The sequence below is a fragment of the Pedobacter sp. AC402 genome (assembly GCF_979252805.1).
The window spans coordinates 186,493-203,543 of sequence record NZ_CEEDAI010000010.1 but is presented as its reverse complement, the minus strand read 5'-3'; the positions used below and the strand labels follow the sequence as shown (position 1 = coordinate 203,543).

Below are 17,051 nucleotides of genomic sequence, written 5' to 3'. Positions count from 1 at the left end.
TAAGTATTTTGATGTAGATGTATAAATTGTTACTGTCTCAATTGAGATTAGGTTCAAAACCAATAATACTCTTCATAAAAATAGTAAATAATTTTAAATTTCGAAACAAGTTTAGGTGCACGCATAATTAAAATATCACTTACAGGTATTTTGCTGATAAAGTCGGCTAGCGCTTTAAAATTTCCGCCTGCGTGGGAATGATTACCGTGTTAGAATTAGATAGATCATGTCAGTTCATACTAACCATTGCTTTAATCACCCCATTTTTTGGATCTAACCAGCTTTCAAACTCATCTTTCACTTCTTCAAATTTAACCTGATGCGTAATGTAATTGGTGGGATTAACCAAACCAGCTTTCATCGATTTAATTACATGCTCGAAATCTTCAAAGGTAGCATTCCTGCTGCTCATTAATGTCGATTCACGCTTATGAAACTCAGGATGATTAAAAATTAAATCCCCTTTCTGAAGTCCGATTAAAACAAACCGTGCGCCATGAGCCATGTAATTTATGGCGTTATTGATTGCTTTTTGATTACCTGTAGCATCAATTACTACCGTTGGCATATCGCCATTGGTAATTTTGCTAAGTTGTTGTGTTACGTCAGGTGATAATGCATTAACTACATGTGCAACTTTCAATTTATCTTTACAGAATGCCAAACGGTCTTCATTAATATCCAAAGCGATTACATTTGCTCCTGCAATTCGGGCGAATTCCATCGTACCTAAACCAATTGGCCCGGCACCGATAACCAGCACAAATTCTCCAGGCTGTACATCTGCCCTGCGAACACCATGCGCCCCGATGGCTAAAGGTTCTACTAAAGCCAGTTCATCATAACTCAAGCCTTCGCCATGTAAAAGTGTTTTAGATGGAACCTGTAAATATTCGCGCATACCACCATCTACATGTACCCCGCAAACTTGCATTTTAACACAGCAGTTGGGTTTATTCATCCGGCAGGCAATACATTCGCCACAATTAAAGTATGGAATAAAGGTAACAGCCTCTCCTATTTTGAAACCAGTGGCTCCATCGGCTTCAGCCAATTCGCCAGATAATTCGTGACCTAACACTCTTGGGTAATTAAAGAAAGGTTGAGTACCTTCAAAGGCATGTAAATCGGTTCCGCAAATGCCGATTCTTTTAATTTTTATAATCGCATGGTCCTTTTTAAGCTTCAGGTTTTGATGTTTCTGAATATTCGAAAGTTCCGGGTGTTGTACAGGTAAGGGTTTTCATTTTAATGAAGGTTAATTGTATAAATTGGTTTATCGGTTAACTGTAAATTGGGAACTGTTAACTGAAAACTCGCTATGCGTTTGCCAAAGCTCGGTCTAAATGTACATAACCGCCATCAACATGAATAATTTGTCCGGTGGTATGGCTTGATTTATTCGACATTAAAAAGGCCGTCATATTTGCAATTTCCTCAGCGGTTGTCATTCTATTTTCCAATGGAATTTTAGAAGTGATTTCTTTTAGTTTATCTTCCGCGTTATCCAAAGTTTCAATCCAGGTTTCGTAAGCGGGTGTCCAGCATTCGGCAACCACTACTGCATTTACACGAATGCCATATTTAAGCAACTCTACGGCCCATTCTCTTGTTAAGGCATTTCTACCTCCATTTGCAGCAGCATAGGCCGAGGTATTTCCTTGTCCGGTTTCTGCAGTTTTAGAAGTGATGTTTACAATTGCACCTTTGCTTTTAATTAATTCTGGAAGGGCATGGTGTGCCATCAAATAATAATGCACTACATTTTTATGTAATGAGGCCATAAAATCTTTATAATTTCCACTTTCTAAGCCCACGCCATCATTAACGCCTGCGTTATTCACTAAACCGTCGATTTTGCCAAATTTGGCCACGATATTTTTCACAACTGATTCGCAATCGTCAGGGTTTGAAAGCTCCGCCACAAATTGCGCTGCTTTTCCTCCATTTGCGGCAATTGCATCAACTACTTTTTGATTGTCTTCTGCTTTTCTACCTACGATTACTGCAATTGCATTTTCATTTGCAAAAACTTCTGCAATACTTCTGCCAATGCCCTTTGCAGCACCAGTGATGATGATCACTTTTTCTTTTAATTGTAAATCCATTTTTTTTATTTTTTTGTGTCGTCTCCGCTAAATTCAATTCTGCGATTTTTAATGCTGATTAGGTCCTGAAAAAAGTTCAGGGATGAGGATACCGATTAGTTAATCATATTTATTATATCCGCTTTCCTTGATGCCGGCAATACTTTTAAATCTATCAATTTTCCATTCTTTAAGCTGCCTTCAACGGTGGTTTGATATGGCGCATAAAGTTTGAAATGAACATCCCAATCTTTTGGCCATGCCGGAAACAGATATATTTTCTTTCCATTAACCTGCATCAGCATTTCCTGTAAACCGATCATGCCTGATCCGCCCCAATTATGGTCTGGAGTCCAGTCGAAACCTGGCCCCCAAAATGCAGGAAACCTTCTCCCTGAATCTTTTAGTTTAGCGGTAGTTAATTTCGCAGCATCTTCTGTTAAACCGAGCCTTGCCGCAAATATATTATCCTGTTTCCATCCAACATGACTTCGGAATTTAAGCACATCGGTATCATATTTAAAAGTATTAATTGCGATATCTAAACCAGGCTTCCCTATCCCATACATGCCCCAAGGAAATACAGGGTACAACTGCGGACTTTCAGTATTATTAATGCGTTCCCAGAGTTTTGCTGGCGAAATGGTGGTATGTCCGTCAAAAGTCCTGAAACTTATTGGCGGAATGGTTTTCAGCATGACTTTCCACTCCGTTTTCTTAGCTTCAGATAAAGAAGGTTTGTTAATCAATCTTTCTAAAACCGTTTTCAAAGCCGCAACTGTAGAGGTAGAATTGTAAGCCATTTTATAAGTCTCGGCCCCTGAACCTGGGTATAAAACCAAATGACCATCTGCATCTAAAGCTTTTGCCCCTCTTTGCTTGGCCAAATAAGTGTAATGTTCTTTAAAAAAAGTAAGTGAACTTTCAATTAAAGGGAGGTATTTATCAATATTTTTGCCGCCATAGCTTTCGGTTTCCAAAATCGTCATACAAAACTCCAAAACGGTATCCCACTCGTATTCTAACCAGGCATTGTATTCCATGCCTTTATTAAAATCGGCAGGGCGTTTCCAACCATATTCAGCAGGATTTGGTAAGCCGAAATTTTCTAATTGCTCGGTAAAACTTGCGCCCTTGTGCCCAGGCAGCTTCGGTTCTGATTTCTGCATTTTTCAATAAATCCAGATAAAAATCAAATTGAGGCTTCATCTGGTCGATATCCCCGCTTTTTAGCATGGGCCAATATACCAGGCGTTGGTTTTGAGCGGTATGCGTTCCACCGCCCCAGTTTCTAAAATCGGGGGTGTATTTTAACGTGGTGTCGGTTAATTGAGGGTCGAATGTGAAAAGACCGCCATTAAACTTTGTTGGGTATTTGCCAAAAGCATTGCAGCCTAACATATAGCGGAACAATTGATAGTTTTTTGATGCTTGATTTGCTGTCTCATCTTTCGAATCGATGTAAATGAAACTCTTTTTAAAGTAATCATTCCACCACTTTATACTGGCTTTTTGGTCATTTTTGGAATTTACAGCATTCAAGCCCTTTTCCCATTCAGCAATTGATGGCGTGTTTAAAGTATTGAGTGTAATTGCAATCTGATTTGAAGTTGAAGGTGTTTTACTTCTTAATTTCCAGGCTTTAAAAGGTGTATTCAAGTATATTCCGGTATAGTTTCCGGCGGGTAACATATTCTGGCCTTCCATTAAGCCTCCGAAGATTAAATTTTTCAAAGGATTAAATAATTCAGCCTTTCTTTCTTCCAACCCTTGTTGCTTTACAACAATATCAAATACTGTTTCAGGTTTATTTTGGTGATAGAATTGAATCGTATTGTTTTTAAAGGCTATTTCATCTTTATATGTTTTTACAATGCCTTGAGGTGCCCATTTATACGAATTTTGGTTATTTTCTTTGCCTTTTGTGATGCGGTCTTCAAAACGCCAGCTTTCATAACTTGCTTCGGTTGTAATTTTTTGATTGCATTTAACATTAAGGTGGATTACCGGATTGAAAAACATCAACCCAGACTTTAATTTGAGTATTTAAGTTTCCATTTTCACCTGAAATCTGCGCATAACCATCCTTTAAAATCAATTCTTGTTTGAATGATTTTCCTTCGAATGGATTTGGAATTAAATTAAGTTTTACGCGCCCCAGTTTAAGCAAAGTATTGTTTTCATCGAATGTTCCGCTGCGCGATAAGTAGAGGTATACTTCACCCTTTTCTACCCAGAGATTTAAGCCAATATCGCCACCTCCTACAGGCATGGATTCGGAAGAGTTATTACTTTGTGAAGCCCAGATAACGTTATCTTTTTCTTTGTGAAAAAGCATTTGTGGATAACCATAAAGACAAGAAGAACACCAGAAAAATGGCTGGTTTTTTTAAGTTTATACTATTTGACCAATTAATACCTGTAAGAACATTCATGTGCTTAGCCAAAAAACTTATTATCTGCGTTTTGGTGGTTAAAATCATATTAATTATTCCAATTATCAGTACGAAAAGAAGAAACTGGTAGGCCATCGTTTCCGAATAAGTCGCCGATTACAAAATCTTTAAATGCGTAGCGAACCGCAACAGGAACTTTAACTTCTGGGGCCGAAACCACTATACTACTTCCTTTTATAGCTGCTTTTGCAGGATAAAATTTTTGATCAGTACCTGCAATTTCGAATAAAGACAGTTCTTTACCAAACGAAGTTAAGCCATTCGGCACATTTTGAAATTTGACTACAGCTGTATTCTTTTCAATTGTTAAAGATTCGTAATTCGGACTTGCAAAACCAAAACCTTTTATGCCATAAGTTTGTGCCAAAGCCAGGTAAGCCCAGTCTTTCTCCGCCTTGTTTTTTATTTGCTGGATGGATTGATTTTTCTTCGCCGATATCCAATAAAACAGCCATTCCGGAATTCGGTATTGTAGTTAATGATTTACGTTGTGCATCTCTCAGGTACTGCAGAATTATTATTTTTACTTCCTTTGGCCAATGATGAGAAATTGTAATTATAAGGTGCAATTTGTGCATAATAAAAAGGGAATTCGCCATTTTCCCAGTTTTTTCGCCATGAGGAAACCATCGCTGGAAATAAATCTTCGTAACGATCAGGACGGTCGTAATTTGATTCGCCCTGGTACCAGATCGCCCCTTTTATGCCATAACCAATAACCGGGTAAAGCATACCATTGTATAGCGTGGTTGGTGTACGGCTCACTTCTTTTATACTGTCTCCTTTTATCGGAATTTTGATTTCAGCATAAGGTTTTAAATCTTCCGGCGACATCCATGCCTCAATGGTTGAACCGCCGTAACTGTCGTTAATGATTCCAATAGGCACATTTAACATTTCGCTCAATAATGTACCGAAATAATAGGCTGTAGCGCTAAAATTAGAAACAGTTTCTGGCGCAGCCAATTTCCAATCTGATGGCTTGCTATTTTCTTGTCGTTCGATAATTGAAGAACGAGGAACCGTATATAGCCTGATATTATTATTCGATGATTTTAGAATTGCCTCATTTGAACCAATTATTGGCTGGCTTTTAAAACCTTTCATGGGCATTTCCATGTTTGATTGCCCACCACAAAACCAAACTTCTCCAATCAAAATATCGGTTAAAACAAGTTTTTCACCATCATTTAATTCAATTTCATAAGGGCCTCCAGCTGATGGCGTTGAAACTTTCACTTTCCATTTACCACTCTGATCAGCGGTAACGGTATAACTTTGTTTATTCCAGGAGGTATTAATTTTTACTTTACCCGAGGCTTTTGCCCATCCCCAAATGGCTACGTTGCTTTGTTGTTGCAATACCATGTGGTTGGTAAAAATTGATGCGGGTTTAACCGTTGCAGATGCAACAAGGCCGCATGCTAGGTTTAAGAATATGAGGAGTTTTAGTTTCATTTTTGTTTTTTTAATAGCCGTCACCCTGAATTTATTTATAGTCTAAATACACAAATAAGACCCTGAAATAAATTCAAAGTGACGATCGCGTTTAATGTTATCTACTTACAGGCAACCATACCGACATTTCTGAATGCCCTCTGTTGCCCCAGGCAAAATACGGCACCAGTTTAATTGTTGTTTCTTCATTTTTACGATCGATTGGGCGGTAAAGTACATTGTTCCAGCTGTTCGGCTCTACTATCTTTGCTTTACCGATCAGGGCTCATCATTTCAGCTCCATCAATATTGATAGTTTTAGCCTCGAATTTCGTTGAAGTGGGTATAAATGCATTAAAAATTCGTTTTCCGGGTAGATCGGTCGATTCCAGACAATACACAATCGGGCCACGTTTTACAGCTACCTGATTTCTGTTTTCTTCTACCAAAGGATTTGCCTCAATCAATGTGGCCTCCATCGGAAGGTTTAATTCTATTACATCTCCCTTTTTCCAAACACGATTAATTTCCGCATAGGTACCAGAATTAGCTATAATATTTTCAGTTTTCCCATTGATGGTGATTTTTGCATCATGTGTCCATGAAGGAATCCTTAAAAACATCGAATAAGCTTTATTAGCGGTCTCTTTTATGGTGATTGTTATCTTTCCATCCCAAGGATAATTTGTTTCTTCTGTTAATGAAATTTTGCTGCCATCAGCTAATTGAGTACTTAACTTATTTCCACCATACAAATTAAACCACAGCCCTTTATCAGAAACACTGTAAGCATAATCACTTACTTCGGCAATGGTGCGTACCACATTCGGCGGACAGCAGTTTGATAATGCAATATAAGGCACTCTATCTTTCGACCAGCGCTGTTTGAAAGGCAAATCATTAGATTGCGCCAGTGGATTGGTATATAAAAAATTCTTACCATCCAAACTTATCCCAGATAAAACGCTATTGTGCAAAGCCAATTCCATTACATCGGCATATTTTGCATTACCAGTAATTTGTAACATGCGCCAGTTCCAAAGTACGTTACCAATGTTGGCGCAAGTTCCATTATGAGCAGTGAAATTGGGCAACTGGTAATCGCGACCAAAGGCCTGATGGATTTTCTGTACATCTGCAGGATTGTAAGAAGTCCCATCTGGTGAAGTACCGTCATAAAGTGAGCCACAACCACCTGTAATGTACATTTTGTGCTGATTTACATCATCCCACATTAAATTTAAAGTATTTAACAAGGAGTCTTTCCCGGTTTCGGCATAAAGATCGGCCACACCAGCGTATAGATAATTGGCTCTTACGGCATGCCCCATGGCTTTGGTTTGCTGCAAAAACGGAATCCGATCCTGGTTATCATCTGTTCCATCGTCGATTTTACCTTTAATCGCAATTAAATGTTTCGCAAGTTCTAAATATCTGGGATCTTTTGTGGTGCGGTACATTTCTATCACGCCCATATAATGGGATGGACAAATGGCATTACGTGCCAAGGTTGGTGAGGCCGATTTATAAAAGTTGTATAAATAATCGGTTGCTTTTTTAGCGATGTTAAGTAAAGTTGTTTTACCTGTAGCGCGGTAATGGATGCAACCGGCTGTCATTAAATGGCCAATATTGTATGATTCGAAGCTTAGGCGATCCTGAAATTGATTTTTCGAACCGGTTTTCCGCTGTTCAATCATCGCTTTGGTGTAAATGTATCCATCCTCACGCTGCGATTTACCAATTACTGCAATGGCCTGGTCCATCATTTCGTTCAACTTTGGATTTTTAGTTGAAGCATATAAAACAGCGACAGCTTCTAAAGTTTTGTAATAATCGCCATCATGAAAAGACGGCCCTGAATGAGACCCGGTATCTAATCCTGCAGCTATTCTGAAATTCTCGAAAGCATGGCTAATTTTTGGATCGTTATAAATGGCCCACATATTGGGCACCATCGTTTCTGTAGCTACCTTGAAACGATCGGCCCAAAAACCGTTTGTCCAGGTTACATCAGCCATATTGATACTATGCAATTTGGCATAAGGAGATTTTGATGTATTTACCAAAGCTTTATCCTGTGCATTAACACAGAACGAAACTATAGAAAATACTATAAATAAATTAATTTTTAAAATGCTCATATCTTATTTCTTCTCCACTTGTATTACTACCGGTCCAAGCAATCCCGCTGGATTTAAAGGTTTGCCTTCTAATCGGAAAGGGGCTGTTGTTTTGGTAATTCTTTTATTTTCTGGCAGTTTGCTGTCACCAATTAAACGGTTTGCCCAGGTATTGGTTACTTCGATGGTAATTTGATTTTCACCATTTTTTAATGCTTTGGTAATTTCCAGGCGATGCGGGGCTGTCCACAAAGTGCCACAATTTACACCGTTGATTTTCACCTCTGCAATACTGGAGAATTCTCCTAAATCAAGCCAGATTTTAGCTTTAAGATCTCCGTTAAAGGTGAAGTTTTTATTATATGTAGCTGTGCCAGAATAATATTTTACCAAGCTATCGGCATTAAGCGTCCAATCGGTTAATTCATTAAAAACGACAGGTTTTGACGGCCCGGCATAAGCCGTATCGAATTTCACTTGCCAGGATTTGGAAATATCCTGAATGGTTTTGAAGCTTGACCAGTTGTTGCCACTATTAAATTGAGTTTTAGGAGTTTTCCTTTTCGAAGAGAAAGAATAAACTTTGGTTAGGAGCGATTTTATAAGTAAAGAGCTCGTTTCGCTCTCCTTCATTAGACCAATTATTAATGTCAGTTAACTTATCGGCAACAGCATCATAAACTTGTGGTACTTTATTGGCTACACGAAATGAAAAATATAGGTTTCTTTCCTTATTTTCTTTTGGTTTGAAATAAAGTAAATTTCTTTTTTTTTCACTCACTCTGTGTGTATAGGCAATATTATTTGCAGGTTGAATTTCAACATCCTCAATTGGCACAATGTCATATATCTCAATATCTTTTTTAACTCCTATTTTATCGAAATTCTCACCATAGTAAGGAGCATTAATAACCGTACCTAGAGCAATCTTTTTGGTAAAATTAACCGCAATATTTTTATCCCAAATTTGATTTACAACAGCATTAAACTCGGTAGCATTAACTTCCTGTAAATCAATCTGATACAAAGGCTTATCTCCAACAATTACTTTAGCTCCAGCTTTAATTAATTCCAGCAGTTTTTTTAACAGTACCATAACTCATATACTGATAATTTGGATTCATTTTCATGTTGCCTGGAATTACCAAAATTTTATAAGATGCACCACTTTCGAAAACAACATTACCATTTTTAACGCTTGCTGTTTTCAATACATCAGGATTAAAACTATCGTAAGCATAGCCCCGTAACGGATTTACCCAATTTTCAGGGTCGGCCATGTTTGCCAGAATGGGTTACACCGGATGGGATTTGCCGTAAAGGTTCACCAACATTTGCGAGGCGTTTCTTTTCAGCCGCCACTACTTTTGCACCAAAAATCCCGGGTAAGGTTTCAACCAAACGATCTGGTAAAACAGAACGGCGGGGTAATTCTTCACCCGTAAAAACGGCTATATCTACAACTGGTTTTCCTTGTTTGTAGTAAATGATTTGAGTACGTTCTGCATATTCTATCCATGCTTTTCCTGGTTTCCAGCCAGGTTTGGTCGCGTTGGAAGTATAAGCCCACGCCATCTAAAGTAGTCCAGGTTTCCGATCTGTCCAGGGATTATGGGTAAAAACGTGATATACCAATTTATTGATTCCGAGGGCATAATTACGATCCTGTAAGCTTTTCATATTGGCTGGACTTTCGTTCCAATCCATACGGACGGTAGTAAAAGCTTCGGCCTGAATTATGTTTTTCCCATAAATATGTGCGCCAGAAATGGCATCTAACATATCGTTCGGTTTATCATGTGTAGGGCTGTTTAACCAAAACTCACCCATGGGAATGTCGACAGTTTTGTAATGCATTAAACCATCACTCATCATGGTTGGTGCAATACTTTCGGCCGTAAATATTACACCTTTTTCTTTGGCCAATTGCGCCAAAGTTTTATAAAACTGATCAACCACCAATTCTGAAATGGTTTTTCTTACATCGTAAAGGAAATTTTCAGAAACTGCGGCACTTTCTACTGGTAACCCGGTCATAATGGGTAAATAATGCGTTAAATCGTAACCTCTACGTTTTAAAAATTCGGCTTTAAACACTGGCGACCAATTCTGACTGCCACACTCCCAACTGTCTACATGAAAAACACTCAAAACTTTTTTAGCGATTTCGGGTCCGCCATGCTTTAAAGCTTCACCATACCAGTTATCGAATTGTAATTTTACTGCATCTGGATTAAATTTATCACACTCCAGTCCTTTTCCACCGCCACCGGTTGCGTTGGTATGTCCGGTTGAAGTATGGCCAATTCTCAAAATTGTCCAGCTGCCTTTCGGTGCTTTCCAGTTTAAAGTCCCGTCTTTATTTAATCTACGGGTAAGATTAATAATTTTATTCAACGGCACGCATAAATTCCTGGCAATTTCAGCGTCGGTACTTCTTTTGCTTACCCGCCAAACTGATCCGTTTTTACCTTCAAACTGGTTGATTTTCGCTTCTGATGATAGCTCCAGATTGACCAGTTTTAATGATGGCTTCCATTTAGCCGCATCCAGATCTTCTGAACCTGGTTCTGATCCTTTTTTATCATAAATAAAACGGAAAAATTTGGCTGTAGTTGGCTTGATGGAGTGTGTTACATCTTCATCGGTGTCTTGCCAGCCATGACGAGGTGGTTCTAACCTGCCAATCGAACGGAAAACTTTGCCGTCATTACTTACTTCGACGGCTAAACGCTGTGCCTGATAATTGTTGCCACTAACTTTAATGGTTATCGTTTTGCAAGTAAATGGCTTGGCAAATTCATATTGGATGTAGCATGGTTCATTTGAACCAAAGTTTTTCTTATTGCCAGGTTGAACCAAACCAGTGGCATCAGCACCATTGCTTGCTGTAATTTTTGGGATAACCGTTCTGGTAGAAATATTTTCCCCTACGGGAGATGGATACGCATAAACTGCTATATCTTTATAATAGTTTTCTTTTGATTCAGGTTGAGGTAAAGTGATTTTAGTGTTTGAATTATTGATAGTTATCTTCGACCATACCATCTTCTGCATGGAAAGTTCTGGTGTAATCCAAGGTCCACCGGCCAGGGCGAAACCATCACTTACATGCATACCTAATTTGAGATCTAACCTTTTCGCTTCCGCCATGGCAAATTCAACCATTTTCCACCATTCCGCTGTTAACTGAACCGCAGGTGGCGAATAAACCGGCGTTTTATCTGGTCCCTGGATACTCATTAAATAAGCACCCGCGATACCGTTTGATTTCATGGCTTCCAGATCGGCTGTGATGCCGGCTTTTGAAACCGCACCTTTAACCCAATACCAAAATACCCAGGGTTTAGCATTTTCATTCTGTTGCGCATAAACATTTACAGCCAAAAAAAAGTTCGACAACAGCATGAATATTAAAATCTTGCTAAACCTAAATTTCATTTATTTATATTTTTTTAATACCAAGGTGCTTTTAACCCTCGAAATAATCTTTATTAGAGAACAGATTGCTTTTAGCTCCATTCGCAATGATGATATTATTTGTGCGCTATTTTATACCCTCTTAAACCGAAATAAAGAATAATCACAAAACACACCAGTGGAATGCTGTAACCGATCTGAATATTATCTCCATACATATCGATTAAACTTCCCATTCCAAAGGGTAAAATGGCTCCTCCAACAATAGACATAATTAACCATGACGAACCTGGTTTGGTATCGTCTCCAATACCCTCAATTCCTAATGCGAAAATGGTTGGAAACATAATCGACATAAAAAAGCCTATTGCACCCAAGGCATAAACCACATATGAACCTTTGCCTAATATGGCCACTAAACACAATAAAATTGAGATAACGGCATAAATGGTGAGCAATTTATGAGAGGATATAAATTGCAAAAGTGCTGTACCGGCAAAACGGCCTGCGGTAAATAGAAATCCATAAACTACCAAATATGACGCAGCGGTTTTTTCATCAAAACCTCCCCCTTGTTGCGCCATTCTAATAAAGAAACTGGTTACGCAAACCTGTGCGCCCACATAGAAAAACTGTGCTATAACAGCCCATCTTAAATGTTTGTGGCGTAAGGAACCGAAAAAGCTTCCCTTTGCCTCACCATCAATGCTTTTCGTTTTAATTTCGGGAAGATTTATAAAGTAGAATATCGCGGCGATAACCAATAGCACTATTCCTAGTGTAATATAGGGCGTTTTCACCGATGCAGCCTCTTCCAAAAAGTAGTTATTTCGGCTAACGTCGTTCATAGCAGCCAGTTCATCTTTTGTGTGAGATTTACCCGAGAGGATAAATAAACCACCAATCATTGGGGCAACCATTGCTGCCAATCCGTTAAAAGATGCAGCTAAATTTAATCTGCTTGTTGCCTTTGCAGGATCGCCCAATACGGCTGCATAAGGATTTGCGGAAGTTTCGAGCATGGTTAAGCCACAACCAATAATAAAAAGTGCTATCAAAAATGTTATGTAAGATAAATTATTTGCAGCAGGCACAAATAGGAATGCACCGAAAGCAAATGCCAATAAACCAGCAATCATAGTGGCTTTATATCCCCATTTTTTTAAAATTATTCCGGCTGGAATAGCCATTAGAAAATAAGCGAAGAAAACAGAGGTATCAATTAGGGTTGATTGTTTATTATTTAAATTACAGGCTTTTTTTAGGTGAGGAATCAGAATTGAATCGAGGTTATGTGCCATTCCCCAAAGGAAAAACAAGCTGATTACAAGTATAAATGGCAATAAATACTTCTTCCTTGATGAGGAATCGCCCTCGGTTATAATTTCTGGCTGTGTGTTGTGGTTCATTATATTTGGTTTTTGTTTGAATTGACAAAAAAGATTGCCGCGTCGTTCCTGCTCGCAATGACGATTTATCTTACTTTTTCTTCACTACTAAAAGGTGGTCGCATACAAGTACCACTTCTCCGTATTGGTTGATGATTTCAACGTGCATCGGTTACGGTGCCATATTCTGGCCTTTTGCTATCTCCTTTTTCAGAAATGGTTATTTCGGAGTGAATGGTATCGCCAATAAAAACTGGCTTTACAAAACGTAGTTTATCATATCCTTTGCTCATTGCCTCCGGATTGATTTCTGAAGCTGTTAAACCGATTCCGATGCTAAAAATCATGGTTCCATGTGCGATTCTTTGCTTAAAGGGCTGTGTAGCACACCATTCTGCGTCCATGTGGTGCGGAAAAAAATCGCCGGTATGGCCTGCATGCACAACAAAATCTGTTTCAGTTATGGTACGACCTAAGGTTACGCGCTTATCCTGTAATTGGTATTCTTCAAAAAATGTTGATTTGAAATACATAGTTTTAATCTTTTTTACGAAACCTCGCAGGTTTTAAAAACCTGCGAGGTTTAAGCATTTAGTTTTTTAACTTCTCTTTAACTTTAACCCCACCAATATCACTCGATTTATATGCACTTTCTACAACTGCCATGGTTTGAATTACATCTTCTACACTGGTATGCAACACATCAGTTGAACCTTCATTGTACCGCATTAAATTGGCCATTGTGCCGATAAAAGCTTCAGGAAACCAGGAACCTTCCAGTTTAACGGTTTGCCATTCTGCTTGTTTTCCATCCTCTACAATGCAATATTCAAAAACATCAGGCACACCATGCGGATAATCCATCAGCAAGCCAATTTTAGCTACGATTGCCCCCTTTGTTCCCTCCCATTTAATATAACTTTCCTGGTGATTTGGGCCGAAATCGTGATCATGATTGGTGTTGATTACGGCATGCATGGTATCGCCATAATCGAATAAAATGGTAGAACGTGATGATGACAAACTTTTAGCCGGATGTTTAAGGGTTTTAGCCAGAATACTTTCCGGATTACCCAAAAACGAGCGAATTAAATCTACATAGTGAATGCTATGGTACTGGATTTCTAACCGGGGGTGAATAATTACGTGAGGGAAAATCTCCAGGGCGTTTTAATCGTTACACGAACTTCCATATCATATAACTCACCTATTAATCCTTTATCGATCAGGTATTTTGCAGCACTTACAAATGGGGCAAATCGCAATTGAAAATTTATAGCTGCTTTTAAGTTTTTGGATCTGCACAGTTCGAGGATTTCCTTTGCCTGAGTAAAATCATCACCCATGGGTTTTTGGATCAGTACAGCACTGCCATCAGGCAACTGTTTTAGCGTTTCAATATATTGTTCGGGCATGATGGTTAAATCGTACACAGCGTTTGCAGGTGCAAGCTTTACCGCTTCCTCAACCGAATTGTACACGTTTGGAATATCAAAGGCATCTGAAAGTTTCTGCGCTCTTTCTTTGGTTCTGTTTACAATGCCGTGAACCTCAAAACCTGCAATTTTATAGGCAGGGAGATGTGCATCGGCCACAATGCCGCCAGCACCAATAATAATAATCGGTTGTTTGGTTTTCGGTAATTCTGGTTTATATTTGATATCAATGCTCATTTGTCAATTTCATTAATCTGGTTTTGTGCAAGCTGAATCAATTCTTTGGTAGTTTGATCGGTATTTATGGCCTGCAGAACCATCTGATCGATTATAGCCGCTATTGCAGCCCAGTTTGTTTTTTGAGGCAACATGTTGGCCACCTCATGTAAAGCTTCTAATTTGTGGTAATATGGAATAACTTGATTGATTTGCTCATCTTTCCAGGTTGATATCCGGCAACCGATTCCGCCTTCTAAGGTGAGCTGTTTGTCTTGTTCTTTATCTAATGCAAAACGAAGAAAATCGTAAGCAATATCTTTGTTTTTACTTCCCTTCGCAATAGTGTAAAGCCAGTATACATTTAAAGAAGCTGATTTTTGATTAACAGCTGAAGGTAAAAGTTCAACATCAATTTTGCCTTTTACTTTTGAATTTGCATCTACTTCGCACATGGCCGCAAAACCAAACCAATTAATCATCATGGCAGCTTCACCTTGTGAAAAGGCTATCCCTGCAGCAACAGATTCAAATTGTGCAGATTTTGGATGAACAGCAGTTTTGTCGTTCACTATCTTGCGGTAAAAGTTAAGTCCATCAATCGTTTCTTGTGTATTGATGTAGATGTTATTATTTTTATCAACCAGGCTTCCTCCTCGAGTCCACAATTGCAGGCAAAAGTCGAAAACGGTATTGTGGCCATCAGGATAACAAGCGAAGATACTTCCGTAAAGATTATCCTGTGGACGGTTAAAGAACCTGGCGATCTGATGAAAATCTTCCCAGGTTTTCGGTACTTCCAATGCCTTACCGTATTGTGCTAAATAACTGGCTTTTTCGGTATCGTTTTCAAACAGATCTTTGCGGTAAATGAAACATTCAGGCCCATCATGAAAAGGCAGACCAACTACTTCCCAGCCAAACCGCTGTAAACTTAATAACGACTTGCTCCAGCCTCTCGGAAAATCGTCGGGTTTATTTTTATTGATGTAAGGATTTAAAACTTCAAAATCATGATTGGTATAACCTTCTAAAACCCAATCGGTGCTGATGTGCGCAATATCGAAATCGCCTTTGGCTAAACCTTTTTGAGCAATGGTACTGTCGTAAAGTTCGTGTAAATCCATCACTACCATTTCCAACTTCATTTTACAACCTGAGACCATACAATATTGATCCCAGAATTTCTGCATGGCAGATTCAAAAGGCGCAAATTTACGAACGGCTATTCTGAAAGTTTCTATCTGGTTATGCATTTGCAGTGGTATGCTGTGTTATAAATTCTTTGATAATTTTTTCATTATCCTGTCCTAATTTAGGCGATCCTTTTGATGAAGTAAGCAACTCGCCATCAATACGGATCGGGCACCTGGTGGTTTGATATTTGTAACCATCTACCATTTCCACCTCCTGGATCATGTTCAAAACTTTAAATCCGTCGTGTGCCATCAACGCATTCCAGTTTAACACATCAGCGCACCAAATATCGGCTGGCTCGAGTATAGAAAGCCACTTTTCAGTAGTTGCAGAGAGAAGATGATTGGCTAAAATAGCTTTAATCTCATCCCGTTTATCAAATGCTTCGCTCACTTCAACGTAATTTTCCAGTTGCTCGCAAATTAGTAAATTGCCTAACTGTGGAATTGAACCCATTGCCAAAGCTAAATATCCGTTTTCTGTTTGATAAATCCCATATGGAGCGCCTAAATATGCATTTGCATTATTCTTTTTTGAACGCTCGGGTAAGCTTCCTCCATCATTCATAAAAGTGGTAATGGTTTCAAACTGAAAATCGTAGGCCGATTCCATCATGCTTACCTGCACAAATCCACCTTCATTTTTGATGGCTTTTCGATATAAACACGCTAAAAGTCCTTGCGCTAAATGTGCGCCAGCCAACATGTCTACAATGGATAAACCCATGGCAACAGGACCACTATCGGCATTCCCCGTTAAAAAAGTTAGGCCGGTAACTGATTGTAAAAGTAGATCCTGACCTGGCTTATTTTTCCATTCAGTAGCGGTTCCATAACCTGATATTTCGCCATAAATAATTGAAGGATTTAAAGTGATTACCGACTGATAATCGAAACCCAAACGTTCCATCACACCGGGACGGAAGTTATGAATCATTACATCTGCCTTTTTTAGCAGTTCGCGGACCATTTCGCAATCTTCTTCGCTTTTTAAATCTACTTCAAAGCTTTCCTTATTTCTGTTAATGGCATGAAAAACTGACGATTCGCCATTCATAATCAGGTTTGAAGTGTATAGTGTACGGCAGATATCGCCAACACCCAATCGCTCAATTTTGATTACGCGCGCACCCATATCGGCAAGGCGTAAACCTGCCGATGGGCCAGAAAGAAACTGGCTGAAATCGATAACTAAATAATCTTCAAGCGGTAGCATAATTTTATTTGTTTATTCTTGACTCGTCATGCTGAATTTATTTCAGCATCTTTACTAATAAGACCCTGAAATAAAT

Annotated in this window: 20 protein-coding genes; all 20 read right to left on the bottom strand. The window is 38.8% G+C overall.

Features of this window, described 5'->3' with window-relative positions:
* Positions 1-229: 229 nt before the first annotated feature.
* The gene (locus AC0IWE_RS18455; protein ID WP_471794236.1) at positions 230-1,141 is read right to left on the bottom strand and encodes a zinc-binding alcohol dehydrogenase family protein; all 912 of its coding nucleotides are present in this window, start codon (positions 1,139-1,141) and stop codon (positions 230-232) included.
* Positions 1,142-1,319: 178 nt separating this feature from the next.
* Positions 1,320-2,108 carry an L-fucose dehydrogenase gene (locus AC0IWE_RS18450; protein WP_471794218.1) on the bottom strand — a complete coding sequence of 263 codons (789 nt, stop codon included), beginning with the start codon at positions 2,106-2,108 and terminating at the stop codon, positions 1,320-1,322.
* A 95-nt stretch (positions 2,109-2,203) separates the two neighbouring features.
* The gene (locus AC0IWE_RS18445; protein ID WP_471794217.1) at positions 2,204-3,256 is read right to left on the bottom strand and encodes a hypothetical protein; all 1,053 of its coding nucleotides are present in this window, start codon (positions 3,254-3,256) and stop codon (positions 2,204-2,206) included.
* Positions 3,168-4,109, bottom strand: a complete 942-nt coding sequence (locus AC0IWE_RS18440) for a DUF5703 domain-containing protein (RefSeq protein ID WP_471794216.1) — start codon at positions 4,107-4,109, stop codon at positions 3,168-3,170. The genes AC0IWE_RS18445 and AC0IWE_RS18440 overlap by 89 nt, the downstream gene beginning before the upstream one ends.
* Positions 4,081-4,425, bottom strand: coding sequence for a DUF5703 domain-containing protein (locus AC0IWE_RS18435; RefSeq protein WP_471794215.1), 345 nt, complete (start codon positions 4,423-4,425; stop codon positions 4,081-4,083). The genes AC0IWE_RS18440 and AC0IWE_RS18435 overlap by 29 nt, the downstream gene beginning before the upstream one ends.
* 146 nt (positions 4,426-4,571) lie before the next feature.
* Positions 4,572-4,910 (bottom strand): hypothetical protein, encoded by a 339-nt coding sequence (locus AC0IWE_RS18430; RefSeq protein WP_471794214.1) that lies wholly within the window; start codon positions 4,908-4,910, stop codon positions 4,572-4,574.
* 116 nt (positions 4,911-5,026) lie between these two features.
* Positions 5,027-6,001 (bottom strand): sialate O-acetylesterase, encoded by a 975-nt coding sequence (locus AC0IWE_RS18425; RefSeq protein ID WP_471794213.1) that lies wholly within the window; start codon positions 5,999-6,001, stop codon positions 5,027-5,029.
* 97 nt (positions 6,002-6,098) lie between these two features.
* Positions 6,099-6,167, bottom strand: coding sequence for a hypothetical protein (locus tag AC0IWE_RS18420; RefSeq protein ID WP_471794235.1), 69 nt, complete (start codon positions 6,165-6,167; stop codon positions 6,099-6,101).
* 85 nt (positions 6,168-6,252) lie between these two features.
* Complete coding sequence (locus AC0IWE_RS18415; protein WP_471794212.1) at positions 6,253-8,124, bottom strand: aceric acid hydrolase; 1,872 nt, start codon at positions 8,122-8,124, stop codon at positions 6,253-6,255.
* A 3-nt stretch (positions 8,125-8,127) separates the two neighbouring features.
* Entirely contained in the window at positions 8,128-8,736 is a 609-nt protein-coding gene (locus tag AC0IWE_RS18410; RefSeq protein ID WP_471794211.1) for a glycosylhydrolase-like jelly roll fold domain-containing protein, read from the bottom strand.
* On the bottom strand, positions 8,651-9,199 hold the full coding sequence (locus tag AC0IWE_RS18405) for a glycosyl hydrolase (RefSeq protein ID WP_471794210.1): 549 nt from the start codon (positions 9,197-9,199) through the stop codon (positions 8,651-8,653). The genes AC0IWE_RS18410 and AC0IWE_RS18405 overlap by 86 nt, the downstream gene beginning before the upstream one ends.
* The gene (locus tag AC0IWE_RS18400; protein WP_471794209.1) at positions 9,165-9,383 is read right to left on the bottom strand and encodes a hypothetical protein; all 219 of its coding nucleotides are present in this window, start codon (positions 9,381-9,383) and stop codon (positions 9,165-9,167) included. The genes AC0IWE_RS18405 and AC0IWE_RS18400 overlap by 35 nt, the downstream gene beginning before the upstream one ends.
* The gene (locus tag AC0IWE_RS18395) at positions 9,370-9,678 is read right to left on the bottom strand and encodes a hypothetical protein (protein ID WP_471794208.1); all 309 of its coding nucleotides are present in this window, start codon (positions 9,676-9,678) and stop codon (positions 9,370-9,372) included. Before AC0IWE_RS18395 ends, AC0IWE_RS18400 begins: the two co-directional genes overlap by 14 nt.
* On the bottom strand, positions 9,679-11,505 hold the full coding sequence (locus tag AC0IWE_RS18390) for a glycosyl hydrolase (protein ID WP_471794207.1): 1,827 nt from the start codon (positions 11,503-11,505) through the stop codon (positions 9,679-9,681). It abuts the gene before it with no gap.
* 134 nt (positions 11,506-11,639) lie between these two features.
* Positions 11,640-12,932, bottom strand: a complete 1,293-nt coding sequence (fucP, locus tag AC0IWE_RS18385) for an L-fucose:H+ symporter permease (protein WP_471794206.1) — start codon at positions 12,930-12,932, stop codon at positions 11,640-11,642.
* 137 nt (positions 12,933-13,069) lie between these two features.
* On the bottom strand, positions 13,070-13,444 hold the full coding sequence (locus tag AC0IWE_RS18380; RefSeq protein ID WP_471794205.1) for a MaoC/PaaZ C-terminal domain-containing protein: 375 nt from the start codon (positions 13,442-13,444) through the stop codon (positions 13,070-13,072).
* Positions 13,445-13,502: 58 nt separating this feature from the next.
* Positions 13,503-13,988, bottom strand: a complete 486-nt coding sequence (locus AC0IWE_RS18375; RefSeq protein ID WP_471794204.1) for a hypothetical protein — start codon at positions 13,986-13,988, stop codon at positions 13,503-13,505.
* 65 nt (positions 13,989-14,053) lie between these two features.
* A complete protein-coding gene (locus AC0IWE_RS18370; RefSeq protein ID WP_471794203.1) occupies positions 14,054-14,584 on the bottom strand; it encodes a Gfo/Idh/MocA family protein in 531 nt (176 codons plus the stop codon).
* Entirely contained in the window at positions 14,581-15,819 is a 1,239-nt protein-coding gene (locus AC0IWE_RS18365) for an extracellular solute-binding protein (RefSeq protein ID WP_471794202.1), read from the bottom strand. The genes AC0IWE_RS18370 and AC0IWE_RS18365 overlap by 4 nt, the downstream gene beginning before the upstream one ends.
* Complete coding sequence (locus AC0IWE_RS18360) at positions 15,812-16,975, bottom strand: CaiB/BaiF CoA transferase family protein (RefSeq protein WP_471794201.1); 1,164 nt, start codon at positions 16,973-16,975, stop codon at positions 15,812-15,814. The genes AC0IWE_RS18365 and AC0IWE_RS18360 overlap by 8 nt, the downstream gene beginning before the upstream one ends.
* Positions 16,976-17,051 lie beyond the last annotated feature (76 nt).